This window comes from uncultured Mucilaginibacter sp. (genome assembly GCF_913773635.1).
Classification (GTDB): domain Bacteria; phylum Bacteroidota; class Bacteroidia; order Sphingobacteriales; family Sphingobacteriaceae; genus Mucilaginibacter.
On the sequence record NZ_CAJYGQ010000003.1, the window covers coordinates 313,341 to 334,443 of the forward strand.

General features: G+C 40.9%; 23 protein-coding genes. 15 read left to right on the forward strand and 8 right to left on the reverse strand.

Annotated features, from left to right (window positions below; all coding sequences use genetic code 11):
- Positions 1-111: 111 nt before the first annotated feature.
- The 3 genes from kduI to QZ407_RS02760 all read right to left on the reverse strand — a co-directional run bounded on the left by kduI (position 112) and on the right by QZ407_RS02760 (position 2,373).
- The gene (gene kduI, locus QZ407_RS02750; RefSeq protein ID WP_295767526.1) at positions 112-942 is read right to left on the reverse strand and encodes a 5-dehydro-4-deoxy-D-glucuronate isomerase; all 831 of its coding nucleotides are present in this window, start codon (positions 940-942) and stop codon (positions 112-114) included.
- A gap of 163 nt (positions 943-1,105) precedes the next feature.
- Complete coding sequence (locus tag QZ407_RS02755) at positions 1,106-1,879, reverse strand: SDR family NAD(P)-dependent oxidoreductase (RefSeq protein ID WP_295767527.1); 774 nt, start codon at positions 1,877-1,879, stop codon at positions 1,106-1,108.
- A 32-nt stretch (positions 1,880-1,911) separates the two neighbouring features.
- A complete protein-coding gene (locus QZ407_RS02760; RefSeq protein WP_295767528.1) occupies positions 1,912-2,373 on the reverse strand; it encodes a nuclear transport factor 2 family protein in 462 nt (153 codons plus the stop codon).
- A gap of 197 nt (positions 2,374-2,570) precedes the next feature.
- Here QZ407_RS02760 and QZ407_RS02765 point away from each other — a divergent pair, with 197 nt between their 5' ends.
- Positions 2,571-2,756: a hypothetical protein gene (locus QZ407_RS02765; protein WP_295767529.1), complete on the forward strand. Its 186-nt coding sequence runs from the start codon at positions 2,571-2,573 to the stop codon at positions 2,754-2,756.
- Positions 2,757-2,876: 120 nt separating this feature from the next.
- Positions 2,877-4,583 carry a sodium:solute symporter gene (locus QZ407_RS02770; RefSeq protein ID WP_295767530.1) on the forward strand — a complete coding sequence of 569 codons (1,707 nt, stop codon included), beginning with the start codon at positions 2,877-2,879 and terminating at the stop codon, positions 4,581-4,583.
- A gap of 100 nt (positions 4,584-4,683) precedes the next feature.
- Here the strand turns inward: QZ407_RS02770 and gltX are convergent, their stop codons facing one another.
- Complete coding sequence (gene gltX / locus QZ407_RS02775; RefSeq protein ID WP_295767531.1) at positions 4,684-6,204, reverse strand: glutamate--tRNA ligase; 1,521 nt, start codon at positions 6,202-6,204, stop codon at positions 4,684-4,686.
- 217 nt (positions 6,205-6,421) lie between these two features.
- Between gltX and QZ407_RS02780 the strand changes: the two genes are divergently transcribed.
- Complete coding sequence (locus tag QZ407_RS02780; protein WP_295767532.1) at positions 6,422-7,648, forward strand: HAMP domain-containing sensor histidine kinase; 1,227 nt, start codon at positions 6,422-6,424, stop codon at positions 7,646-7,648.
- Positions 7,645-8,163, forward strand: a complete 519-nt coding sequence (locus QZ407_RS02785) for a DinB family protein (RefSeq protein ID WP_295767533.1) — start codon at positions 7,645-7,647, stop codon at positions 8,161-8,163. Before QZ407_RS02780 ends, QZ407_RS02785 begins: the two co-directional genes overlap by 4 nt.
- A 56-nt stretch (positions 8,164-8,219) precedes the next feature.
- Here QZ407_RS02785 and QZ407_RS02790 read toward each other — a convergent pair whose 3' ends face one another.
- On the reverse strand, positions 8,220-8,609 hold the full coding sequence (locus QZ407_RS02790) for a DUF6249 domain-containing protein (RefSeq protein WP_295767534.1): 390 nt from the start codon (positions 8,607-8,609) through the stop codon (positions 8,220-8,222).
- 256 nt (positions 8,610-8,865) lie between these two features.
- Between QZ407_RS02790 and QZ407_RS02795 the strand changes: the two genes are divergently transcribed.
- The 3 genes from QZ407_RS02795 to QZ407_RS02805 all read left to right on the forward strand — a co-directional run bounded on the left by QZ407_RS02795 (position 8,866) and on the right by QZ407_RS02805 (position 11,113).
- On the forward strand, positions 8,866-9,447 hold the full coding sequence (locus QZ407_RS02795) for an RNA polymerase sigma factor (RefSeq protein WP_295767535.1): 582 nt from the start codon (positions 8,866-8,868) through the stop codon (positions 9,445-9,447).
- On the forward strand, positions 9,444-9,941 hold the full coding sequence (locus QZ407_RS02800) for a hypothetical protein (RefSeq protein ID WP_295767537.1): 498 nt from the start codon (positions 9,444-9,446) through the stop codon (positions 9,939-9,941). Before QZ407_RS02795 ends, QZ407_RS02800 begins: the two co-directional genes overlap by 4 nt.
- Before the next feature lie 326 nt (positions 9,942-10,267).
- The gene (locus QZ407_RS02805; RefSeq protein WP_295767538.1) at positions 10,268-11,113 is read left to right on the forward strand and encodes a DUF2911 domain-containing protein; all 846 of its coding nucleotides are present in this window, start codon (positions 10,268-10,270) and stop codon (positions 11,111-11,113) included.
- A gap of 111 nt (positions 11,114-11,224) precedes the next feature.
- Here the strand turns inward: QZ407_RS02805 and QZ407_RS02810 are convergent, their stop codons facing one another.
- The 3 genes from QZ407_RS02810 to rsfS all read right to left on the reverse strand — a co-directional run bounded on the left by QZ407_RS02810 (position 11,225) and on the right by rsfS (position 14,460).
- Entirely contained in the window at positions 11,225-11,869 is a 645-nt protein-coding gene (locus tag QZ407_RS02810; protein ID WP_295767648.1) for a lactate utilization protein, read from the reverse strand.
- A 57-nt stretch (positions 11,870-11,926) separates the two neighbouring features.
- Positions 11,927-14,020, reverse strand: coding sequence for an ATP-dependent zinc metalloprotease FtsH (ftsH, locus tag QZ407_RS02815; RefSeq protein WP_157540705.1), 2,094 nt, complete (start codon positions 14,018-14,020; stop codon positions 11,927-11,929).
- 65 nt (positions 14,021-14,085) lie between these two features.
- Positions 14,086-14,460 carry a ribosome silencing factor gene (gene rsfS / locus QZ407_RS02820; protein WP_295767539.1) on the reverse strand — a complete coding sequence of 125 codons (375 nt, stop codon included), beginning with the start codon at positions 14,458-14,460 and terminating at the stop codon, positions 14,086-14,088.
- Positions 14,461-14,519: 59 nt separating this feature from the next.
- On the opposite strand from rsfS, the gene QZ407_RS02825 reads away from it, so the two are divergent.
- The 8 genes from QZ407_RS02825 to rplS all read left to right on the forward strand — a co-directional run bounded on the left by QZ407_RS02825 (position 14,520) and on the right by rplS (position 21,057).
- On the forward strand, positions 14,520-15,290 hold the full coding sequence (locus tag QZ407_RS02825) for a biotin--[acetyl-CoA-carboxylase] ligase (RefSeq protein WP_295767541.1): 771 nt from the start codon (positions 14,520-14,522) through the stop codon (positions 15,288-15,290).
- Between the two features lie 6 nt (positions 15,291-15,296).
- Positions 15,297-15,743, forward strand: coding sequence for a protein-disulfide reductase DsbD N-terminal domain-containing protein (locus QZ407_RS02830; protein ID WP_295767543.1), 447 nt, complete (start codon positions 15,297-15,299; stop codon positions 15,741-15,743).
- Positions 15,744-15,755: 12 nt separating this feature from the next.
- Positions 15,756-17,474 (forward strand): thioredoxin family protein, encoded by a 1,719-nt coding sequence (locus QZ407_RS02835; protein ID WP_295767545.1) that lies wholly within the window; start codon positions 15,756-15,758, stop codon positions 17,472-17,474.
- On the forward strand, positions 17,461-18,438 hold the full coding sequence (gene pfkA / locus QZ407_RS02840) for a 6-phosphofructokinase (RefSeq protein ID WP_157540710.1): 978 nt from the start codon (positions 17,461-17,463) through the stop codon (positions 18,436-18,438). Before QZ407_RS02835 ends, pfkA begins: the two co-directional genes overlap by 14 nt.
- A gap of 183 nt (positions 18,439-18,621) precedes the next feature.
- On the forward strand, positions 18,622-19,161 hold the full coding sequence (locus QZ407_RS02845) for a 30S ribosomal protein S16 (protein ID WP_295767546.1): 540 nt from the start codon (positions 18,622-18,624) through the stop codon (positions 19,159-19,161).
- 86 nt (positions 19,162-19,247) lie between these two features.
- The gene (rimM, locus tag QZ407_RS02850; protein ID WP_295767548.1) at positions 19,248-19,775 is read left to right on the forward strand and encodes a ribosome maturation factor RimM; all 528 of its coding nucleotides are present in this window, start codon (positions 19,248-19,250) and stop codon (positions 19,773-19,775) included.
- Between the two features lie 54 nt (positions 19,776-19,829).
- Positions 19,830-20,507 carry a tRNA (guanosine(37)-N1)-methyltransferase TrmD gene (trmD, locus tag QZ407_RS02855; protein ID WP_295767549.1) on the forward strand — a complete coding sequence of 226 codons (678 nt, stop codon included), beginning with the start codon at positions 19,830-19,832 and terminating at the stop codon, positions 20,505-20,507.
- 202 nt (positions 20,508-20,709) lie between these two features.
- Positions 20,710-21,057, forward strand: coding sequence for a 50S ribosomal protein L19 (gene rplS, locus QZ407_RS02860; protein WP_157540714.1), 348 nt, complete (start codon positions 20,710-20,712; stop codon positions 21,055-21,057).
- Positions 21,058-21,103: the final 46 nt, after the last annotated feature.

Below are 21,103 nucleotides of genomic sequence, written 5' to 3' on the forward strand. Positions count from 1 at the left end.
AGGCTTTATTAGTCATCTTTAAAGCAAAATGCCGTTTCAACTTGGAGAATAATCTACTTATAGATTTCTCGTTAGTTGAAACGGCATTAGTTTATTATTACAGATTGTGTTTTATTTCACATCAACCACTGCTAAGGGATCCATATCGGTATAAACCTGGTTCTCTCCGGCCATACCCCAAATAAATGCGTAGTTGCTGGTTCCGCAACCAAAGTGTACGCTCCATGGTGGCGATATTACAGCATCGTGATTTTGCATTACCAAACTTTTAGTGGCTTGTGGTTCGCCCATGAAGTGGAATAAGCGTTGGTTCTCCGGTAAATCAAAGTAAAAGTAAACTTCGGTACGGCGGGTGTGCGTGTGCGGCGGAATAGAGTTCCAAACGCTGCCTGTTTCAAGCACAGTTAAACCCATTACCAATTGGCAGCTGCGTATGCCATCTAAGTGTATGTATTTATAAATTGTACGCTTATTTGATGTGGTGATGTCACCTAACTGAACCGGGGCCGCTTCTTCTTTAGTCATTAAGCGGTTTGGATAGTTAGCGTGTGCCGGATTTGATAGTAAATAATATACTGCAGGATTCTCAGCATCAACACTTTTAAAGCTAACATCTTTAGTGCCTTTACCCAGATAAACGCAGCTCATTTTCTCAACATTATAGGTAACGCCGTCCGCAACAACAACGCCACTACCACCAACGTTAATTATGCCAATTTCTCTGCGCTCCAAAAAGTACTCGGCCCGCAATTCAGGATGATTATCTAAAGTTACTTCGGTGTTTACCGGCTTTACGCCGCCAACGATGGTACGGTCGTAATGTGAGTAAACGGTGGTTAATTTATCAGCCTGCATCAAATTTTCTACCAGAAACGACTCGCGTAGTTCCTCGGTAGTCATACGGCTTACTTCTTTCTTGCTATGTTCAAATCTTATTTCCATTACAATTAGTTTGTATGTTTATTATAAAACCTGTCATTTTGAGGAATGAGAAATCTATTACTATTGCTTAGCTTATCGCTTTGAAAGATTTCTCCTAATTTCAAAATGACAAGAGTGTAAAGTTGAAATTAAAGAGTGTGGCTCTTGATTCCTGACTCTTAGCTTATCTCCCCATCCAGCCGCCGTCAACGGTAAGCAGGTGGCCTGTTACATAGTCGCCGGCTTTTGATGCCAGGAACACTGCTGGTCCTTTAAAGTCTTGCGGTTCGCCCCAGCGGCCGGCCGGTATACGGTCAAGTATGCTTTTGCTGCGGTCAGGATCGTTACGCAAAGCTTCGGTGTTATCAGTAGCAATATAGCCAGGAGCAATACCATTTACGGTTACTCCTTTTGAGGTCCACTCGTTGGCTAACGCTTTAACCAAACTGGCTAAGGCGCCTTTGCTTGCTGCATATCCAGGTACATTTATACCACCCTGAAAGCTAAGTAACGAACAGGTGAAAATAATACGGCCGCTACCTTGCGTAATCATGTGCTTGCCAATTTCGCGCGCAAGTATAAACGGTGCGTCAAGGTTCAATGATAATACATTGTCCCAATACTCATCAGGATGTTCGGCAGCGGGCTTACGCATAATAGTGCCTGCGTTATTTACTAGAATGTCTATGCGCGGGTTTTCGGCCAAAAGCTTATTTACAAAATCGTACAGGCCTTCGCGGTTGCCAAGGTTAGCCTGGTAAGCTTTAAACTTGCGGCCCAATGCAGTTACCTCTTTTTCTACATCACTGCCCTCTAAGGCAATTGAACCCGATACCACAATAATATCAGCACCGGCTTCGGCCAAACCAATAGCCATACCTTTGCCAATACCTTTGTTGCCGCCGGTTACCAGCGCAGTTTTGCCTGTAAGATCAAATAAGTTTAATAAATCGCTCATTATGTATGTATGATGATATTGTTAGTTGAAAATTACGCTACCGGGGGTTTTACCGCCTGGCGCGCCAGTAAAATCCATTGTCCTTTAACTTTTTGAAATACCAGTATTATCCAAAGTTTTACATTGCCAGGGGCTTTACCTTTATCGGCTGTTGCACCGGCCAGAGTATGGCGTACAATAGCTGTACTGCCCGAAACGGTTACTGTTTGATCAGTGAAATCCAGGCTGGTAAAATCAGTTTCGCCGGTTAAAAATGAACGTAAAAATTCCTGTTTGTTTTGAATTTTTCCGCCTGAATGTCCAAACGTTAACTTTTCAGACGCTGCGGCCGACAGGCGGGCGCTATCCGGATTGAGCATAAGCTTACGCAGGCTTTCTACCGTTTCCTCAACCTGCTTTTTTGCGTTCACCTTATTTTTCTTTTGAGCTTTCAGCGTTGTTGCTGTGCTTACCATTAGTACAAAGGCTAGTAGTGCCAGCTTTATATTTTTCATAGATTAATACAGGTATAAATGAAAGTAAAACGTGTTGTTAACTTGTATAATACGATGCTTTGCAAATGTAATGCGTTCTTTTATAGATAAAACCATAAAGTGATTTTTATTTACCCTTAACCGGCCGTTTAAATAAAAGAAATTTTGCATACGTAAGCAAATCAGCTACTTTTGCGTTTAAGAAATTAAACATTGCTATGTCACACCACGAAGAAGATAAATCAAACGATCAATACTATTATATTGTAGCTCTTTTAGCCGGCTTATTTGTTGGTTTTATTGTTGATAGAGGTGCTATTTACATCCCAATTGGTGGTGTATTGGGATTATTAACTGCTGCCTTATTTATCAAGTTTTTGGTAAGAGGCCGCCACGATGTATAATTCTGATAAGGAGAAAGAATTACCTTCATTTATAAAAAACTGGAACCAGTTTTACGGTATCATTATCGTATGGCTGGTTTTTTTAATTTTTGTATTTTGGCTCATCACTATTTATTTTAGATGAGTGTAATTGACTGGATTGTTTTAGCGGTCACGCTGCTTGTAATTATTGCTTACGGCATATACAAAAGCAGTGGCAGTAAAAACCTCGATCAGTACCTTGTTGGAGGGCGGTCATTGCCCTGGTATCATATCGGGCTTTCGGTTATGGCTACCCAGGCCAGTGCTATAACCTTCCTTTCGGCACCCGGGCTTGCCTATTCAGACGGGATGCGCTTTGTGCAATTTTACTTTGGCTTACCACTAGCCATGGTAGTGCTTTGCATAACCTTTGTACCTATATTCCATAAGCTTAGGGTTTATACCGCTTATGAATACCTCGAGCAGCGCTTTGACTTAAAAACGCGGGCCTTAACAGCATTTTTGTTTCTTATACAAAGAGGCTTATCAACAGGCATAACCATTTACGCGCCTTCTATAATACTTTCGGCCATTTTACAAATTAACGTAGTGTATACTACGCTGTTTATTGGTACGCTGGTAATTGTATATACGGTTTGGGGTGGCACTAAGGCTGTATCATATACACAAATGCTGCAAATGAGTATAATATTTGCCGGTATGTTTCTGGCCGGAGTGCTGGTGGTGATGATGCTTCCGGATGGGGTTCATTTTAAGAACTCACTGCAAATAGCTGGTAAGTTAGGGCGGATAAATGCAATAGACTGGAAGTTTGATGCAAAAAACCAATACAATGTTTGGAGCGGTTTAATTGGTGGTTTTTTTTTGCAGCTGTCCTATTTTGGTACTGATCAAAGCCAGGTTGGGCGCTATTTAACAGGTAGCTCGGTAGGGCAAAGCCGTTTGGGTTTACTCATGAACGGGCTAATAAAAATTCCCATGCAGTTTCTTATACTGCTTATTGGTGTTTTAGTATTTAGCTTTTACCAGTTTAACCAGCCGCCTATGTTTTTTAATAAAAACGAGGTAGACCAAGTGAAGAAAAGCAGGTATGCCACTCAATATCATACGCTTGAAAAGCAATACGCCGATGCTTTTAAACAACGTAAAGAGGCTGCCACGAAGCTAACGGAAGCGCTTAACACAAATAACAACGATGCTATTTATTTTGCCGAAGGCAGGCTGCATGCGGCGCAAGCTCAAACAGATACTTTGCGTAACCGTGGCATTGCGCTAATGAAGCAAAATAATAAGCTGGCCGATGTAAACGACACCAACTACGTATTCCTGAATTTTGTAACCCATTACCTGCCGCGTGGCTTAATTGGCCTCTTAATAGCAATTGTATTTCTGGCTTCCATGGGTTCAACAGCCAGTGCGCTTAACTCGTTGGCATCAACTACCGTAATTGATATTTATAAGCGCGTAATAAATAAAAACGCCACCGATGGGCAGTATGTAACGGCATCACGTTTGGCTACTGTTTTTTGGGGTATAATTTGTCTTCTGATGGCATTGTATGCAGGGCAATTGGGCAACTTGCTTGAAGCGGTAAATAAACTGGGGTCTTACATTTACGGTGTAATATTAGGTGTGTTTGTGGTAGCCTTTTATTTAAAAAAAATACGTGGAAATGCTGTATTTATAGCCGCCCTGTTTGCTGAGGTTATTGTAATATACTGCGGCTACACCGAAACAATGGCTTACCTGTGGCTAAATGCAATAGGCTGTTTAAGCGTGGTTTTGCTTGCATGGCTGGCAGATAAGTTGCTGCCAAAATCTTTGGCTGATAGCCTAGCTTCATAAGAGTCATACCTGCTAAACTTTCTTAAAACTATAAATAAAAAAAGCTCCAACTAATAGTGGAGCTTTTTATGTAAGTAAGCTTGAGAGCTTGCGGTTAATATTAAGCGTTAAAAGCTTTCAGTCCGTTTTTAATACGTTTAATTACTTCCTCTTTTCCTAGCAGGGCAGCGATATCAAAAACATGCGGGCCAAATTTGCCGCCAACCAGCATTATACGTAACGGTAACATTGCATCACCGGGTTTCAAGCCCTTTTCGGTTAACAACGCTTTAAAGTCGGCCTCAAGAGTGGCGGCATCAAAAGCTCTGCTTTGATTCAGATGGCTAATGAATGCATCAAACAAATCTGATTTCGCTTCATTCCATTTCGGTTTTACTGATGCCAGATCATATTCTTCAGGTTGCTTAAAAAAGTACCAGGCATGTTCATAGGCATCATTAAGCAACACAATGCGGTCCTTTATCAATTCAATAACAGCCGTAAGATACGCGTCATTTGTAACCTCAACACCTTTGGTAGCTAAAACAGGTTTTATTTCAGCCGTTAAACGTTCGGGGGCTAGTTTTTTTATCCACTCGGCATTATACCATTTGGCTTTTTCAAAATCAAACTTTGCCCCTGCTTTGCTAATGCGCTCCATCGAGAATTTCTCAATCAGCTCATCAAGCGTGAATATTTCCTGATCTGTACCGTCGTTCCACCCAAGCATGGCTAACAGGTTGAGGAATGCCTCAGGCAAAAAGCCTATTTCGCGGAAGCCTTCAGTTAAATCGCCGGTTTTAGCATCAGTCCAATTCATTGCATAAACCGGGAATCCTAAACGTGCGCCATCGCGTTTGCTTAACTTACCATGCCCGTCGGGTTTCAAAATTAATGGCAGGTGCGCCCATTGTGGCATATGCTCTTTCCAGCCCAAATACTCCCATAACAAAAGATGCACAGGTGCCGACGGCAACCATTCTTCTCCTCTGAAAGCATGCGATATTTTCATCAGGTAATCATCAACCACTACTGCAAGGTGATAAGTTGGCATACCATCAGCCTTGAGCAAAACTTTATCATCAATAGTATTGGTGTCAAAGCTTACGTGCCCGCGTATCATATCATTAAATGATATGGTTTCATCTTCAGGCATTTTTATACGTATTACATGCGGCGTGCCTGCATCAAGCAGCGCATCAACCTCATGTTGCGATAGCGAAAGAGAATTTCGCATTTCGTTACGGTACGCCATACCATATTGAAAGTTTGGGACGTTGCTACGTTTCTGCTCCAATTCTTCGGGGGTATCAAAGGCGTAGTAGGCATAGCCATGCATAACCAATTTTTCGGCATACTCACGGTAAAGCGGTTTGCGTTCGCTTTGGCGGTAAGGGGCGTATTCGCCACCATGCAGGGGGCTTTCATCAGGTATAAGGCCACACCATTTAAGGCAGTCAACTATATATTCTTCGGCTCCCGGTACATACCGGGTTTGGTCGGTATCTTCAATACGTAAAATAAAGGTGCCGTTGTTTTTTTTGGCAAACAAATAATTAAACAATACGGTACGTACCCCGCCCAGGTGTAAACCACCCGTAGGGCTTGGCGCAAAACGTACCCTTACTTTTTGTTGTAACATAAGGGCAAATATAAGCAGTGAGCAAGTGAATGCGTTAATGAGTAAGTGGTTAATTACCGTTGTATTATAAATTTATTTGTTGAAAATTCGTGTAATGTAGCAGGCATATTTTGTATTAAACGGAAGCGTTTAGTACATCATCAAACAAAATCATCATTCAGGGCATTATTAACGGACTTATCTACTAAGCAACTAAAGAACTATATTTGGGCAACTCATGAGCAACCCCTACCAACGAAAAAAGCGCTGGAAATACCTGTTATTGTTTTTTGCCGTGTTAATTGCAGGCAGTTCTTTGTTGTATACACAATATCTGGCAAAAAATATTGCCACCAGCGAACGTACGCGTGCACAGGTTTGGGCGCAGGCCATGAAGCAGGTTTTCAAAACTGTTGACGAAGATCATTTAAACTTCGTATTTGTTGTACGCGATAGTCTTACCGTACCGGCAATAGTAACTGATGATAAAGGCGATTTTAAGTTTGCCCGTGGTCTTGATACCACAAAAACCTTTATTGAAATGCCACCCGAGCAGGAGAACGGTAATAAAAAGCAGCCAGTTTATGATATAAAGTATTTTGAAAATGAACTTGCCATAATGAAGGCCCAGCATGAGCCCATTAAGGTAAAAATGGACATACCCGGCTTGGGAGAAACATTTTGGTTGGTTTATTATAAAGAGTCAGTGCTACTTAGTCAATTGCGTGTGTTTCCTTATGTGCAGTTAACCATCATTGCTATATTTTTAGGCGTTGCTTATTCGGCTTTCAGTTCCTCGCGTAAATCTGAGCAAAACCAGGTATGGGTAGGCTTGGCCAAAGAAACAGCGCATCAGCTAGGTACGCCTATATCATCATTACTGGCATGGATTGAGCTTTTAAAAGATAAGTTTAATGCAGAGGAAGACCCGCTGATTGCTGAAATGAGCAATGATGTTAAGCGTTTGGAGATAGTAGCCGACAGGTTTTCAAAAATTGGTTCGAAACCTGTGTTAGAGGCGCACTCAGTGTTTGAAGTTATTAATGATTTTGTGGATTATTTCCGCATTAGGGTTACTGATAAAATAACTTTTGAAGTTACCGGCGATCGCTATCTTAAAGCAGGCATTAATATTCCGTTGTTTGATTGGGTAATTGAGAATTTGCTTAAAAATGCAGTTAACGCCATTGAAGGTAAGGGCAGTATTAAGGTTGATATTTTGGCAAGCAAAGCCCGTAACCAGGTTTATATTGATGTTACTGATACGGGTAAAGGCATCCCACGTTCCAAGTTTGTTACGGTTTTCAGGCCGGGGTATACTACACGTAAACGTGGCTGGGGACTTGGCCTTTCATTAACCAAGCGCATGGTTGAAAACTACCACAACGGACAAATTTTTGTGAAAGACTCGGAAGTAGGGAAAGGTACCACCTTCAGAATTATACTCAGAAGTAGAGAAGAATGATAACGCAACCTCAGCCCGGCGAATACGCTCCATTTTATTCCGGATACGTTAACGCGGCAATTACTGCCGGAAATATTATTCAAACACTTACCCGTTTAAAGGACAGTACCTATGAGCTTTTCACTTCTATTATTGACGAGCAAAAGGGGAATTACGCCTACGCACCGGGCAAATGGACAATTAAGCAGCTGTTGAACCACATGATTGATGCAGAGCGGATATTTGCGTTCAGGCTGCTGTGCTTCATGAGAGGGGATAGCACAGCGCTACCAGGGTTTGATGAAAACGCCTATGTTGAACAAAGCGATGTAAGCAACCGTACCCTGCAAAGTATTGCTGCAGAATTTAAAGCCGTGCGCGAGGCTAACATATTCCTGTTTAAATCAATTAAAGATCATCACTTGTCATTGATGGGTGTAGCCAACGGACAGCCGGTTTCAGTGAGGGCGTTACTGTTTATAATGGCAGGACACGAAATGCACCACATTAATATTATAAAAGAGCGATACCTGTAAACAGCAAAAAGCCTCCTCTTTATAAGAAGATGCTTACTTGCTTCAAAGAATTGCATTTACAGGCTTTTGTTGTCTTCTACATAAATTGATGGTTTGCCCTTGTCAATGGTATCACGCTTTTCAATTACAAATGACAGGAATAAACCTATGCCTCCAAAAATTGCTATAAGGGCAAAGTAAATAGCGGGGCTTTCTGATTTTGATGTTTGAAAAACCGTTCTGTCTAATAAAAAGGCTAAAAACAATCCTAAACCTGTTCCTATTAAAAGCAGACCCCATTTCAAGTTTTGATAAGGTGCTGATTGTGGCTTGTATCTGCGTGGATCCATACCGCGTTCAATCATGGCCATCTTTTCGCGTTTGTGTAGGTAAACAATTCCAAAAATCATGGCAAACATGCCAAGTGGAACTAAAATAGGGATCATTAATGCTAAGGTGCCGTCCATGGTATTTAAATTTAAAGTTGTTAATGTTTGTTTCCTCGCCAACTGCGGCGATTTGTATACTATGACCACACGATTTTTAAGGAGGTTACACCAATTTCAAAAATTTTCTAAATATATTTTACGGATTATTACAGGCTGAGTTTGCATTAACGCTTAGTACACTATTAATGCTATTGCACACCTTACATGTATAATTAATTTTTTTATCACATTAGGTGTAACCTCTTTAAATAACATGTGGTCATAGATGTTGTAAATGCAAAGCAAGCTTTCAGATATCGAGTTAATTGAGCAAACTTTAAGTGGCAACCAATCCGCCTATGCTGATTTGGTTAAGCGCCACCAGCGGTTTGTATTCACGCTGGCTATGCGTTTTACTAAAACCCGTGAAGATGCCGAGGAGGTTGCGCAAGACAGCTTTGTAAAGGCTTACCGATCATTGCAAAACTTTGAAGGGCAAAGCAAATTTACCACATGGCTATACAGTATTGTTTATACAACCGCCATGACATTTTTACGCAAGCGAAGGTTAGATACATCATCAATAGACGATGAAAATAACTTTATACAGGTTGAAAACCAAAATACAGGGTTTGAAAATAACCTTGCCGAAAATAAGTCAAGGTCATATTATTTAAATAAGGCTATTGAGCAATTGCTACCAGATGATGCCACTATTATTACATTGTTTTATAAAGGCGAACAATCATTGGAAGAAATTGCGCTAACTTTAGGTATTGAGCCTAACAACGTTAAGGTTAAACTATTCAGGGCCCGCCAGCGTTTAAAAGAAAAACTGGAAGGCTCATTAAAACATGAGGTGAACGAGTTGTTATGAGGAATTTTGAAGAACAATTGTGGAATTATGTGGACGGCACCTGTACACCGCAGGAACGTGAGGTTATTGAACATTTAATTGCTACTGATGAAGCCTACCGGTTAAAGTTTGAAGAAATTAAAGCATTTAATCTTGAATTGCAGGATATAGAGTTAGATGCGCCACCTATGGCTTTTACTTATAATGTGATGGAGCAGGTACGGGCAGAGGAAGCTCAAAAGCCACTTAAGTCCTCTATTAATACTATGGTTATTAAGGGTATAGCTGCGTTTTTTGTACTAACTATAACGACCCTAGTGGTAATAGCTTTAGCAAACGCAAATTGGTCTGCAGGGGCCGCAAATCAAATAAATGTACCCATTATTCGCACGTCAGAGTTAAAAAACTTATTTAGTGGCAATGTGCTAAACGGTTTCCTGTTTTTTGATTTGGTACTGGCACTTTACTTTTTTGATAGCTACCTGCGTAAGCGTAAAATTAGCGAGGCGGTATAAAATCATCGACACTTTTGTAGTTAAAAAAGTACAGTAAATTGGCACTCATAAATGTTGTAACATTTAAAATTTTCAAGGTTTGATAAAAGTGCCTTAAAATCAGCCAAAAAGATTTTTAAAAAAAATGTTACACTTTGTTGTAGTTTGGTACAGGAATTGTAATATTGTACACGAATTGGTAAACTTACCAATTTAATTGTGATAAGGTTTAGGTTGAAAGTCCCCCGGTGCAAGACTGGGGGGCTTTTTATTTTTAGTCATATTATGAGCATTGAGTTACTGTGTTATACAACACTTCGTATATTTGACTTGATAAGATTCAGAATATGAAAAAACTTTACACCCTTGTTTGCTTAACATTAGCTTTAGGTGGTGCAACAACAGCACAGGCTCAAAACGCTTTGAAATTGCCACAGGCAAGCACTGCACAAACATTAACCCAAGAGTTCGGGCTGGGTAAAATTACTTTAAGTTATTCACGTCCTAATACCAAAGGCCGTAAAATATTTGGCGCATTAGAGCCTTACGGTGCTGTTTGGCGTACCGGGGCCAACTCTGCAACTACAATTTCTTTTACCGATGAAGTGATGATAGAAGGACAAATAGTTGTGCCGGGTGAATACGCATTGTTCACTATTCCTGATGCAAAGGAATGGACCATAATACTAAACAAAGCTGCCAAGCAATGGGGGGCATATGAATACAAGCAGGCCGAAGATGTATTACGTGTTAAAGTTAAACCTGCAAAATCTGCCTCTTTTACTGAAACTTTTACAGCTCAGTTTGCCAACGTGGCAGCAACCACTGCTGATTTGGTTTTAACATGGGAAAACACTGCAGTAACCATTCACTTGAAAACCGATATTGATACCCGTATAATGGCCAATATAGATGAAGCCATGAAAGGTGACAAAAAGCCTTACTTTGGCGCGGCTCAATACTATTTTGAAAACGGTAAAGATTTAAACAAAGCTTTAGATTGGATGAACGAAGCCGAGAAAGCTGCGCCTAAAGCGTACTACATCAGGTACTGGAAAGCACGCGTTCAACTTAAAAAAGGCGACAAGGCTGGAGCTATTGCTACTGCAAAGCAAGGTGTAGCATTAGCTAAAGAAGCAAAAAACGATGAGTACATACGCCTTAATGAAAGCATTATTGCACAAGCAAAGTAACAGCGTTTATAGGTAATTATGTTTTAGAAGCATGTTTTACAGATAAGCATGAAAAAAGAGAAAGCCGCATAAATTTGCGGCTTTCTCTTTTTATAATGAAATAACACCACGTTATCCATCTAACAGAAAGACAAAAAGCTCCTTAGGGCCATGTGCACCAAGTACCAAAGTCTTTTCAATATCAGCTGTACGGCTAGGGCCGGTAACGGTTGTAATCATACTGGGCAGGTGCCTGCCATACTTATCGCTTATAAGCTTAAAACCGTCTTTTAAATCAAGCACCAATTGTGATGTGTAAGCCAATACAATATGCACAGGTGGATAAATACTTAACCTGCGGCCTGCCATGCTTGCATTACTCAATAATATACTGCCATTGCGGGCAACAAGCGCTTCGCAAAGCGTAAAGCCCACCTCAGCCTGGTCAAAGTCTTTATCGGTTTCATAGTATGGATAACCATACTGCTCTAACACTTCTTGCAGGCGCGGCTCCCAACAGTATATTTTATGCCAGTTCCTTTCCTCGGCCAGGTTAAGCAATGATTCAATGAACTGTATTTCATCTTCACAAAAAACGAATTGCCCTGCCACTGCCAAAAACTCCTCGGCAAACATTACTTCCAGCAAATCGTCGTCAGTGGGGGCTGCATATAACGGCTGATCTTCGAGGTTAGGATATGGATTGTCGCGGCGTTCAAGAAGTGCCTTGCGCACCTTTTTTAACATTTTTTCTTTCGAGGTAGTGTTATCCTTCATCATAAAAAATAAAAAGCCGCTATTTGCATAGCGGCTTAAATATAAAAAGAAATTATATTAATTGTTTTCAGATGTGCCGTCTATGCGGGCAGTCTCCGGATTGGTTACGCTTTCCGGAATGGCATTATTGTCAGTCTCAGGGTTTAGGGCTGCCTCTCCGTTTACAAATTTATCGTAAGTAGTACGGTTGTCAAACGGGCGTTCACCTAGCAATTCCACTAGGTCCTGCTGAAACAATACTTCTTTCTCTAGCAATTTGGCAGCAAGTAACTCTAAACCATCACGTTTTTCAGTAAGCAGGTTTTTGGTGCGTTGATAAACGTCGTCAACCATCTGGCGTACCTCAGCGTCAATCAATTCTGCAGTAGTATCAGAGTATGGTTTGTTAAACTGGTATTCGCCTTGAGGATCGTAAAACGACAGGTTACCCACTTTTGAGTTCATTCCATATATTTTCACCATGGCGTAGGCAAGTTTAGTAATACGTTCCAAATCGCTCAGTGCACCGGTTGATATACGGCCAAAAACAATGTCCTCTGCCACGCGGCCACCCATTGATACCACCATCTCGTCCATTAACTGCTCCGTTGTATGCAGGAACTGCTCCCTCGGTAAATACTGGGCATAACCTAAAGCGGCAACACCACGCGGAACAATAGAAACCTTAACCAATGGATCGGCATGTTCAAGGAACCAGCCTGCAATAGCATGTCCGGCTTCATGGTAAGCAACAATGCGTTTCTCTTCGGGCGATATGATTTTATTCTTTTTCTCTAAACCACCAATTACGCGGTCAATAGCATCCTGAAAATCCTGCATATCAACCGATGGCTTGTCACGGCGTGCAGCTATAAGGGCAGCTTCGTTACAAACGTTGGCAATTTCGGCACCGGCAAAACCTGGGGTCTGTGCTGATAGTTTTTTGGCATCAACACCTTCAGCAAGTTTTAAAGGGCCTAAGTGCACTTTAAATATTTGCTCACGGCCAATCAAGTCCGGTTTGTCAATTGATATCTGGCGGTCAAAACGTCCCGGGCGTAATAATGCAGAGTCTAATACATCAGGGCGGTTGGTTGCGGCAAGTATAATGATACCTGAATCGGTACCAAAGCCGTCCATTTCTACCAATAATTGGTTCAATGTGTTTTCGCGCTCATCATTACCACCTACAATATTGTTTTTACCGCGGGCACGGCCAATAGCATCAATCTCATCAATAAAAATGATACATGGTGCTTTGTCTTTTGCCTGCTTAAACAAATCGCGTACGCGTGATGCACCCACACCTACAAACATCTCCACAAAATCAGAACCTGAAAGTGAGAAGAAAGGCACCTGGGCTTCGCCCGCAACAGCTTTTGCCATTAGGGTTTTACCTGTACCCGGTGAACCTACTAAAAGCGCACCTTTTGGTATTTTACCACCAAGATTGGTGTATTTTTTGGGGTTTTTAAGGAAGTCAACAATTTCCATTACTTCCTCTTTAGCTTCCTGTAAACCGGCAACATCATTAAACGTAACGTTTATTTGCGCCTCTTTATCAAACAAGGTAGCTTTTGATTTACCTATGTTGAATATCTGACCACCCGGGCCACCACCTGCACCACCACTCATGCGGCGCATAATGAATATCCATAAACCGGCCATTAAAAGCAGCATAATAATGCCTTGTACCAGCCAGTTTGACAGCCAGCTATCATGCGCAGGTTCAAATTGAATTGGCACCTTGGCGTTATCAGGCAAGTCTTTTTCAGCAGCTAAAATTGATTGCTTCATGCTATCAAATGAAGCATCAGTAAAATAAAACTGCGGGTTGTTGGCATTCATGCTCAACGAGCGCTGGTTTTTTAGCTTAGCATATTCAGGTTTGTTAAGGCTGTCTTTTTTAATATATACCTCGGCAATAGTACGTTCGCCATCTTTGTAAGCAACAACTTTTTCAACGTCACCATTGCGTAGCATGTTAACAAAGGCAGGATTGAAGTCAATTTTAGTGCCCGGGCTGCCACCTAATATGTAAGGAACCACCAATAACGCCAAAATAACAATGGCGTAAATCCACATGAAGTTAAAACGAGGTGGCTTTGGAGTAATTTTTCTATTCGGAACCCTTCTGAAACGGGGCTTATTATCTGATTTAGTGTCTTTCATTTTATTTAATAGAGCTCAAACATAACCATCATTTAAATAGATAGATGAATTTAAAAAGCAGATGGTTAGGCGCTTTTATAATACTTTATCTCGGCGTCTCCCCACAAGTCTTCTACGCCGTAAAACTCTCTCTTGTCTGTCTTAAAAACATGCACTACCACATCAATGTAGTCCAGTAAAATCCACTCGGCATGCTCCAGTCCTTCTTTGCGCCACGGCTCCTGTTGCGTTGCTTTATAAATTTCGTCTTCTATACTGTTGGCAATGGCTTTTACCTGTGTAGTTGAATCGGCATGGCAGATTACAAAATAATCAGATACGGAGCTTTTGATGTTTCGCAAATCCAATCTCACTATGTCGTTACCTTTCTTTTCCTGTATGCCGTGTATGGCTAATTCAGATAGGTAGGCAGATTCACTTAACGCTTTGTTTTTTACCATTAAAAACCTTTAATTTTGAACGATTTGAATGTAAGAAATATTATTTAGACTTATATACTTTGCAAAATAACAAATTTTCAGAAGTAATTGTTGCACAAAATTTGGTTACCCTTAAAGAAGTTGACTCAACAAATACATTCTTAAAAAAACTATTGTCAAATACTGAGCCAGTAAACGAAGGTACAGTCATATTGGCAGAGAGCCAAACTGCAGGACGGGGTCAACAGCTAAACCGGTGGTATAGTTCGGCTAACGAAAGCTTAGCGTTCAGCCTGCTGTTACTGCCCTCATTTTTACCGCTTGAAAATCAATTTAACCTTATACGCATAGTAAGTTTGGGTGTTTATGATGCTTTGTCTCCATTGGTTGGTAAGGCCCTTAAAATTAAGTGGCCGAATGATATTTACATTAATGATTTAAAGTTAGGCGGCATTTTAATTGAAAACCAGGTGCAAGGTGGCAAAATAAAAAGCTCGGTTGCCGGCATAGGGCTTAATATAAACCAACACGCTTTTCCTGATTGGGTACCTAATGCGGTATCGCTAAAGCAGATATTACATAAAGATTATGATTTAAAAGCGTTAATGTTTGACATTTGCAACCATATTGGCCAGTGGTACATTAAACTAAAGGCCGGTGATGAAAGTCAGATAGAGGAAGCTTACCTTAATACTTTATATTGGTTAAACAAACCCGGAAGCTTTAAGGCTCAAGATGCTATATTTGGCGGCACAATTACCGGCGTAAGTAAAACAGGTTTACTGCAGGTTAACTGTAACGGCGTTACAGCTGAGTACAATTTAAAAGAGATTGAATTTTTAAATAAATAAACCCTAATGAAAAAGGTATTATTAATGATGGTTGCCCTGTTTTTGACAGTTGCAGCTTTTGCCCAAATTGATGAACCGGTTAAATGGAGCTATGCCGCAAAGAAAATAAGCGCTACCGAAGCCATAGTGCTTGTTAAAGCTACCATTGAACCAGGATGGCACATTTATTCTCAGCATATTAAAGAGGGTGGGCCTATTGCTACAACCTTTACTTTTACACTAGGTAAAGATTATACTCTTGTAGGTAAAACTATTGAGCCTAAGGTAATCAGTAAATATGATGATCAGTTTAAAATGAATATTGGCTTTTTCGAAAACTCAGTTGTTTTTCAGCAAAAAGTTAAGCTTAAAGCAGGTGCGGCCACTGTTAAAGGCAAGGTTGAATTTATGAGCTGTAACGATCGTAAATGTTTACCTCCTGATGAAGTAGCGTTTAGTGTAACTGTAAAATAAGGCGCTGTAATAATGAGTATAAAATATAGTCGCCTGTTTTTTGTTGTTATTATAGCCCTCATTGCAGGGCTAAGCTTTTTTATGCCTGCAGCCCACGCTAAAGCTGCTGCTTTTCAGAATGCTGATACCGTTTCAACAGAAGGTATTGAGTTTACTGATGTTGAGCCGGCTAAACCCCAGGTAAAGGCCGCCGATACCGCTGTAGTAAAACCATCGGCGCCCAAAGCTGCAAGCACAAACACAGCAGTTAAACCTGCCGAAAAGCCTAAAACACTTTGGCAAATATTCATTGAGGGCTTTTTAGGAGGCTTTGCAGCGCTTATTATGCCTTGTATATATCCACTGCTGCCATTAACGGTTAGCTTTTTCACAAAAAAGGCCGGCTCGCGTAGTAAGGGTATAATGCACTCACTTATTTACGGCATATCAATTATTGTAATTTATGTTGCGCTCGGCCTAATTATTACGATAATATTTGGCTCTGATGCTTTAAACGAATTAGCTACCAGTGGCATATTTAACTTGTTTTTCTTTTTATTACTGGTGGTGTTTGGTATATCTTTTTTGGGAGCTTTTGAATTGCAGCTACCAAGCTCACTTGCAAATAAGCTTGATGCCAACTCAGATAAAGGCGGAATTGCAGGCATATTTTTCATGGCCGCTACACTTGCAGTAGTATCCTTTTCATGTACCGGACCTATTATTGGTTATTTACTGGTAGAAGCTACCTCAAAAGGAGAGAGGCTTGCCCCAATAATGGGTATGCTTGGTTTCTCATCGGCACTGGCAATTCCGTTTACCATATTTGCTTTATTCCCTTCTCTGTTAAAATCACTGCCAAAATCGGGCGGATGGCTAAACAGCGTTAAGGTTGTATTAGGCTTCCTGGAGCTGGCCTTTGCGCTTAAATTCCTATCAGGGGTTGATTTGGCTTACCACTGGAACTGGTTTGACCGTGAAGTGTTCCTGTCGTTATGGATTGCGTTGGGCTTATTGATGTTCCTGTATCTTATTGGCAAAATTAAGTTTTCGCATGATAGTGATTTGCCCTATTTATCTGTTCCGCGTACGTTTATTGCTATAGGCGTATTAGCATTCACCATTTACATGATACCTGGTTTATGGGGCGCTCCGTTAAAGGTAATCAGCGGATTTTTGCCGCCTCCGGCTACTCAGGATTTTGTGCTGAGTAACGGCGGAACAAGCGGTAATCAGGTTGCTCAGGCCCCCGCGGTATCTGTTAAGCAAAAAAAATATGAAGACTTATTTGCCCGTGGTAAACATGCCGGCTTAAACGAGTGGTATGACATGGAACAGGCTTTGCAGGTTTCGAAGGAGTTAAATAAGCCCATTTTAATCGATTTTACAGGGTGGTTTTGTGCTAACTGCCGTAAAATGGAGAACGAGGTTTGGAGCGATCCGCAGGTACACAAGCGTTTAGCCGAAGATTACATATTGCTTGAGCTTTATGTAGACGAAAAAGCTGAACTGCCTAAAAATGAGCAGCATGTGTCTGATTTTAGCGGAAAGACTATCAAAACAATAGGAAATAAGTGGAGCGATTATGAAGCTTCGAAATTTAATGTAAATTCGCAGCCGTATTACGTAATCGTTAATGCAAAAGGCGATGTACTTGTGCCACCACAAGGCGCTAATTATAACGTTAATAATTATATTGAATTTTTAGACAGCGGCAAAGCCGCCTATGAGAAAAACAATGGCAGAGATTAAAAATATTGGTGTTTACACTTCGGGCGGAGATTCGCCCGGTATGAATTCGGCTATACGCGCCGTGGTACGAACGGCATTATATTATAACCTTGAAGTAACCGGCATACGCCGTGGTTATGAAGGCATGATTACCGGCGATTTGTTTCCGATGGACAGGAAGTCGGTTGCCAACATTGTTCAACGCGGCGGTACCATTTTAAAAACTGCACGTAGTGAGGAATTCCGTACGCCTGAAGGTCGTCAGAAAGCTTATAAGCAACTTAAGCGTTACGGGGTAGATGCCCTGGTAGGTATCGGCGGTGATGGTACGTTTACCGGAGCTAAAGTATTCAGTAATGAGTTTGGTATTCCTATTGTTGGTTTACCGGGCACCATTGATAACGACTTACAAGGAACCGATTTTACTATTGGTTATGATACCGCTTTAAATACCGTGGTAGAGGCTGTAGATAAAATTCGTGATACGGCCGAATCACATGACCGTTTATTTATTGTTGAGGTAATGGGTCGTGATTCGGGCTTAATTGCTCTGCGTACCGGTATTGCATCAGGAGCAGAGGCTATCCTTATTCCTGAAACCAAAACTAACATTGAGGCGCTTTATCAGCGTTTAGAGCAAGGCCGTCGTGATAAATCTTCGAAAATATTAATCGTTGCCGAAGGTGATGAGGCCGGCGGTGCGTTTGAAATTGGCCGTTTAATTAAAGAAAAGTACCCTAACTATGATACCCGCGTATCAGTACTGGGCCACATGCAGCGCGGCGGTCATCCAACCTGTATGGACAGGGTTCTGGCCAGCCGTGTAGGTGTTGCAGCAGTAGAGGCTTTAATGGCAGGTCATAGCCACGAAATGATTGGTGTTATCAACGGTCAAATAGCCTATACACCATTTGAGAATGCAATTAAGCATAATGCCGATATTGACAGTAACTTGTTGAGAATTGTAGATATTTTATCACTGTAAATATTCTTACATCAAAATAAAAAGACCGTTGGCTGAGCTTACGGTCTTTTTTGTTTTGAAGATGATAGTATAATACTATCTATATTATTGCACTCTTGTACTTTAAATATTTAATTTCTATCTTTGCGTCCCCGCAGAAATAGCTCCGGGGGAATGTTGAATACATAATCAAAGAAAAAAAGAATGGCAACTAAAATCAGATTGCAAAGACACGGTAAAAAAGGAAAACCTTTTTACTACATCGTAGTGGCAGATGCACGTGCTCCACGTGACGGTCGTTTTATTGAGCGTATAGGTTCATACAACCCTAACACTAATCCGGCTACTATCGACATCAACTTCGATAAAACTTTTGAATGGGTAAGCAATGGTGCACAACCAACCGATACTTGTCGTGCTATCCTTTCTTATAAAGGTATAATGTACAAAAAACACTTACAAGGTGGTGTTAAAAAAGGTGCATTAACTCAAGAGCAGGCTGATGCTAAATTTGCTGAGTGGACTGAAAATAAATCAGGTCAAATCACTGGTAAAAAAGATAGCTTAAGTACAGCTAAAGCTGATGCGCGTAAAGCTGCGTTAGCTGCTGAAGCTAAAAAGAATGAAGACAGAGCTGCAGCTATCGCTGCTAAAAATGCTCCTGTAGCTGAAGAAGTAGAAGAGGCTCCGGCAACTGAAGAAGGTGCTGCAGAAGAATCAACTGAAGAAACTGCTGCTGAGTAATTTTAAAGTTCATCAATTTACGCAATAGCGAAACAACCCTGTTGTTTCGCTATTGCTGTTTTAAAAGGTTAAGTGTTTAAAGGCTTATGAAAACAGAAGACTATTTCAGAATAGGTACCGTAACCAAAACCCGCGGACTTAAGGGCGAACTGCAGGTATATGTTGATTTTGACGGGGTGCAGGATATTGACTTTAAAGCCATATTTTTTGACGTGGCAGGTAAACTGGTGCCCTACTTTGTAAGCCAGATCAAGTATCCGCAGGCTAACACGGCTTACCTTTTTTTGGAAGACGTTGACCACATTGATAAGGCATCTCCGTTGGTTAAAAAAGATTTGTACCTGCCCAATGAACTTAAGCCCGAAAAAGATCCTAATGATTTTACACTGATGGATTTGGAAGGCTTTATAGCCATTGACGAAACCCAGGGCGAACTTGGCGAAATAACGGATGTTACCGAATATCCTCAACAAGTTATTGCTACTGTGCATTATCAAAACCGCGAAGTGTTATTCCCGCTTAACACGGAGTTTATTAAAGGTATTGATATAGAGGGAGGGGAAGTTTACCTTGACTTGCCTGAGGGCTTGTTAGATGTTTATTTAAATGGGTAAGCAGCGTTGTCTTAGTCAGTCTTTCGTGCATTCTTTATTATAAAATACATTATCATGCGTTTTGACATTCTTACCGTATTGCCCGGCTTGCTTGAAAGTCCCTTTGCTCACTCTATATTACAGCGTGCGCAAAAAAAGGGCATTGCCGAAATACATGTACATAATCTGCGCGATTATTCATCGCTTAAGCATAAAAATGTTGATGACTATCCTTACGGTGGTGGCAGCGGCATGGTAATGATGATAGAACCTTTTGCTGCTTGTATTGAAAAGCTGAAAAGTGAGCGCAATTATGATGAGGTGATTTTTATGACACCTGATGGTGTTACCCTTAACCAGGGTATTGCTAATGAGCTTTCCATTAAAGGCAACATAATTATACTTTGCGGGCATTACAAAGGTATTGATCAGCGCGTGCGGGATTTATTTGTAACGCGTGAGCTGTCTATAGGTGATTACGTACTATCAGGCGGAGAATTGCCAGCTGCGGTTTTGGTTGATGCTATAGTGAGGCTGATACCCGGCGTATTATCTGACGAAACTTCTGCCTTATCAGATTCTTTTCAGGGTGAATTGTTAGATGCGCCGGTATATACCCGGCCTGCCGATTGGAATGGGCATCGTGTGCCCGATGTTTTGTTGAGTGGTAACACTCCTGAAATTGAAAAGTGGCGCTTTGAGCAATCATTGGAACGCACACGCCAGCGCCGTCCCGATTTATTGGGAGAATAGCATTTTCGAGGCGTAAATGCAGAGGTTTGACAGCGCGTTTATTTGATGTATGTTAAGTGGTTTTACTATTTGCACATCAGTGCTTTAGAATTATATACATCAAATAAATTATTTTCAAAATCGTCTTTTAAAATCAAAAAAATATACCTATTATTGCAATCCGATTTTTACGGGTTAAAAATCGCATTAAGAGCTTAAAATCATGGATTTAATTAAATTTGTTGAAGAGCAGTCAGTTGAAAAAAAGCAAGTTCCTGCATTCAAATCAGGCGACACTGTAACTGTACACTATAAAATCAGAGAGGGTAACAAAGAGCGTGTGCAGCTATACCAAGGTGTAGTTATTCAACGTAACAGCGCAGGCAGCACCGAAACCTTTACCGTACGTAAAGTATCAAACGGTATTGGTGTTGAGCGTATTTTCCCAATCAACTCGCCAAACATCGATAAAATTGAAGTTAACAGCTTTGGTAAAGTTCGTCGCGCTAAATTATTTTACTTGCGCGCTCTTACCGGTAAAGCTGCACGTATCAAATCAAAACGCGTTTAATTACCGTTTTAGATTAGTAGCGTAGCTGATAATAAAATATTAAAGG

Excerpts from the sequence above, each read along its gene's own strand:
- rimM (WP_295767548.1), top strand. The coding sequence starts at position 19,248 with ATGAAAACAGAAGACTATTTCAGAATAGGTACCGTAACCAAAACCCGC.
- QZ407_RS02785 (WP_295767533.1), top strand. The coding sequence starts at position 7,645 with ATGATAACGCAACCTCAGCCCGGCGAATACGCTCCATTTTATTCCGGA.
- rsfS (WP_295767539.1), bottom strand. The coding sequence starts at position 14,460 with ATGGTAAAAAACAAAGCGTTAAGTGAATCTGCCTACCTATCTGAATTA.
- QZ407_RS02765 (WP_295767529.1), top strand. The coding sequence starts at position 2,571 with ATGTCACACCACGAAGAAGATAAATCAAACGATCAATACTATTATATT.
- QZ407_RS02845 (WP_295767546.1), top strand. The coding sequence starts at position 18,622 with ATGGCAACTAAAATCAGATTGCAAAGACACGGTAAAAAAGGAAAACCT.
- QZ407_RS02830 (WP_295767543.1), top strand. The coding sequence starts at position 15,297 with ATGAAAAAGGTATTATTAATGATGGTTGCCCTGTTTTTGACAGTTGCA.
- QZ407_RS02795 (WP_295767535.1), top strand. The coding sequence starts at position 8,866 with ATGCAAAGCAAGCTTTCAGATATCGAGTTAATTGAGCAAACTTTAAGT.
- gltX (WP_295767531.1), bottom strand. The coding sequence starts at position 6,204 with ATGTTACAACAAAAAGTAAGGGTACGTTTTGCGCCAAGCCCTACGGGT.
- QZ407_RS02755 (WP_295767527.1), bottom strand. The coding sequence starts at position 1,879 with ATGAGCGATTTATTAAACTTATTTGATCTTACAGGCAAAACTGCGCTG.
- QZ407_RS02835 (WP_295767545.1), top strand. The coding sequence starts at position 15,756 with ATGAGTATAAAATATAGTCGCCTGTTTTTTGTTGTTATTATAGCCCTC.
- kduI (WP_295767526.1), bottom strand. The coding sequence starts at position 942 with ATGGAAATAAGATTTGAACATAGCAAGAAAGAAGTAAGCCGTATGACT.
- QZ407_RS02760 (WP_295767528.1), bottom strand. The coding sequence starts at position 2,373 with ATGAAAAATATAAAGCTGGCACTACTAGCCTTTGTACTAATGGTAAGC.
- ftsH (WP_157540705.1), bottom strand. The coding sequence starts at position 14,020 with ATGAAAGACACTAAATCAGATAATAAGCCCCGTTTCAGAAGGGTTCCG.
- QZ407_RS02770 (WP_295767530.1), top strand. The coding sequence starts at position 2,877 with ATGAGTGTAATTGACTGGATTGTTTTAGCGGTCACGCTGCTTGTAATT.
- QZ407_RS02810 (WP_295767648.1), bottom strand. The coding sequence starts at position 11,869 with ATGAAGGATAACACTACCTCGAAAGAAAAAATGTTAAAAAAGGTGCGC.
- trmD (WP_295767549.1), top strand. The coding sequence starts at position 19,830 with ATGCGTTTTGACATTCTTACCGTATTGCCCGGCTTGCTTGAAAGTCCC.
- QZ407_RS02780 (WP_295767532.1), top strand. The coding sequence starts at position 6,422 with ATGAGCAACCCCTACCAACGAAAAAAGCGCTGGAAATACCTGTTATTG.
- rplS (WP_157540714.1), top strand. The coding sequence starts at position 20,710 with ATGGATTTAATTAAATTTGTTGAAGAGCAGTCAGTTGAAAAAAAGCAA.
- pfkA (WP_157540710.1), top strand. The coding sequence starts at position 17,461 with ATGGCAGAGATTAAAAATATTGGTGTTTACACTTCGGGCGGAGATTCG.
- QZ407_RS02790 (WP_295767534.1), bottom strand. The coding sequence starts at position 8,609 with ATGGACGGCACCTTAGCATTAATGATCCCTATTTTAGTTCCACTTGGC.
- QZ407_RS02805 (WP_295767538.1), top strand. The coding sequence starts at position 10,268 with ATGAAAAAACTTTACACCCTTGTTTGCTTAACATTAGCTTTAGGTGGT.
- QZ407_RS02800 (WP_295767537.1), top strand. The coding sequence starts at position 9,444 with ATGAGGAATTTTGAAGAACAATTGTGGAATTATGTGGACGGCACCTGT.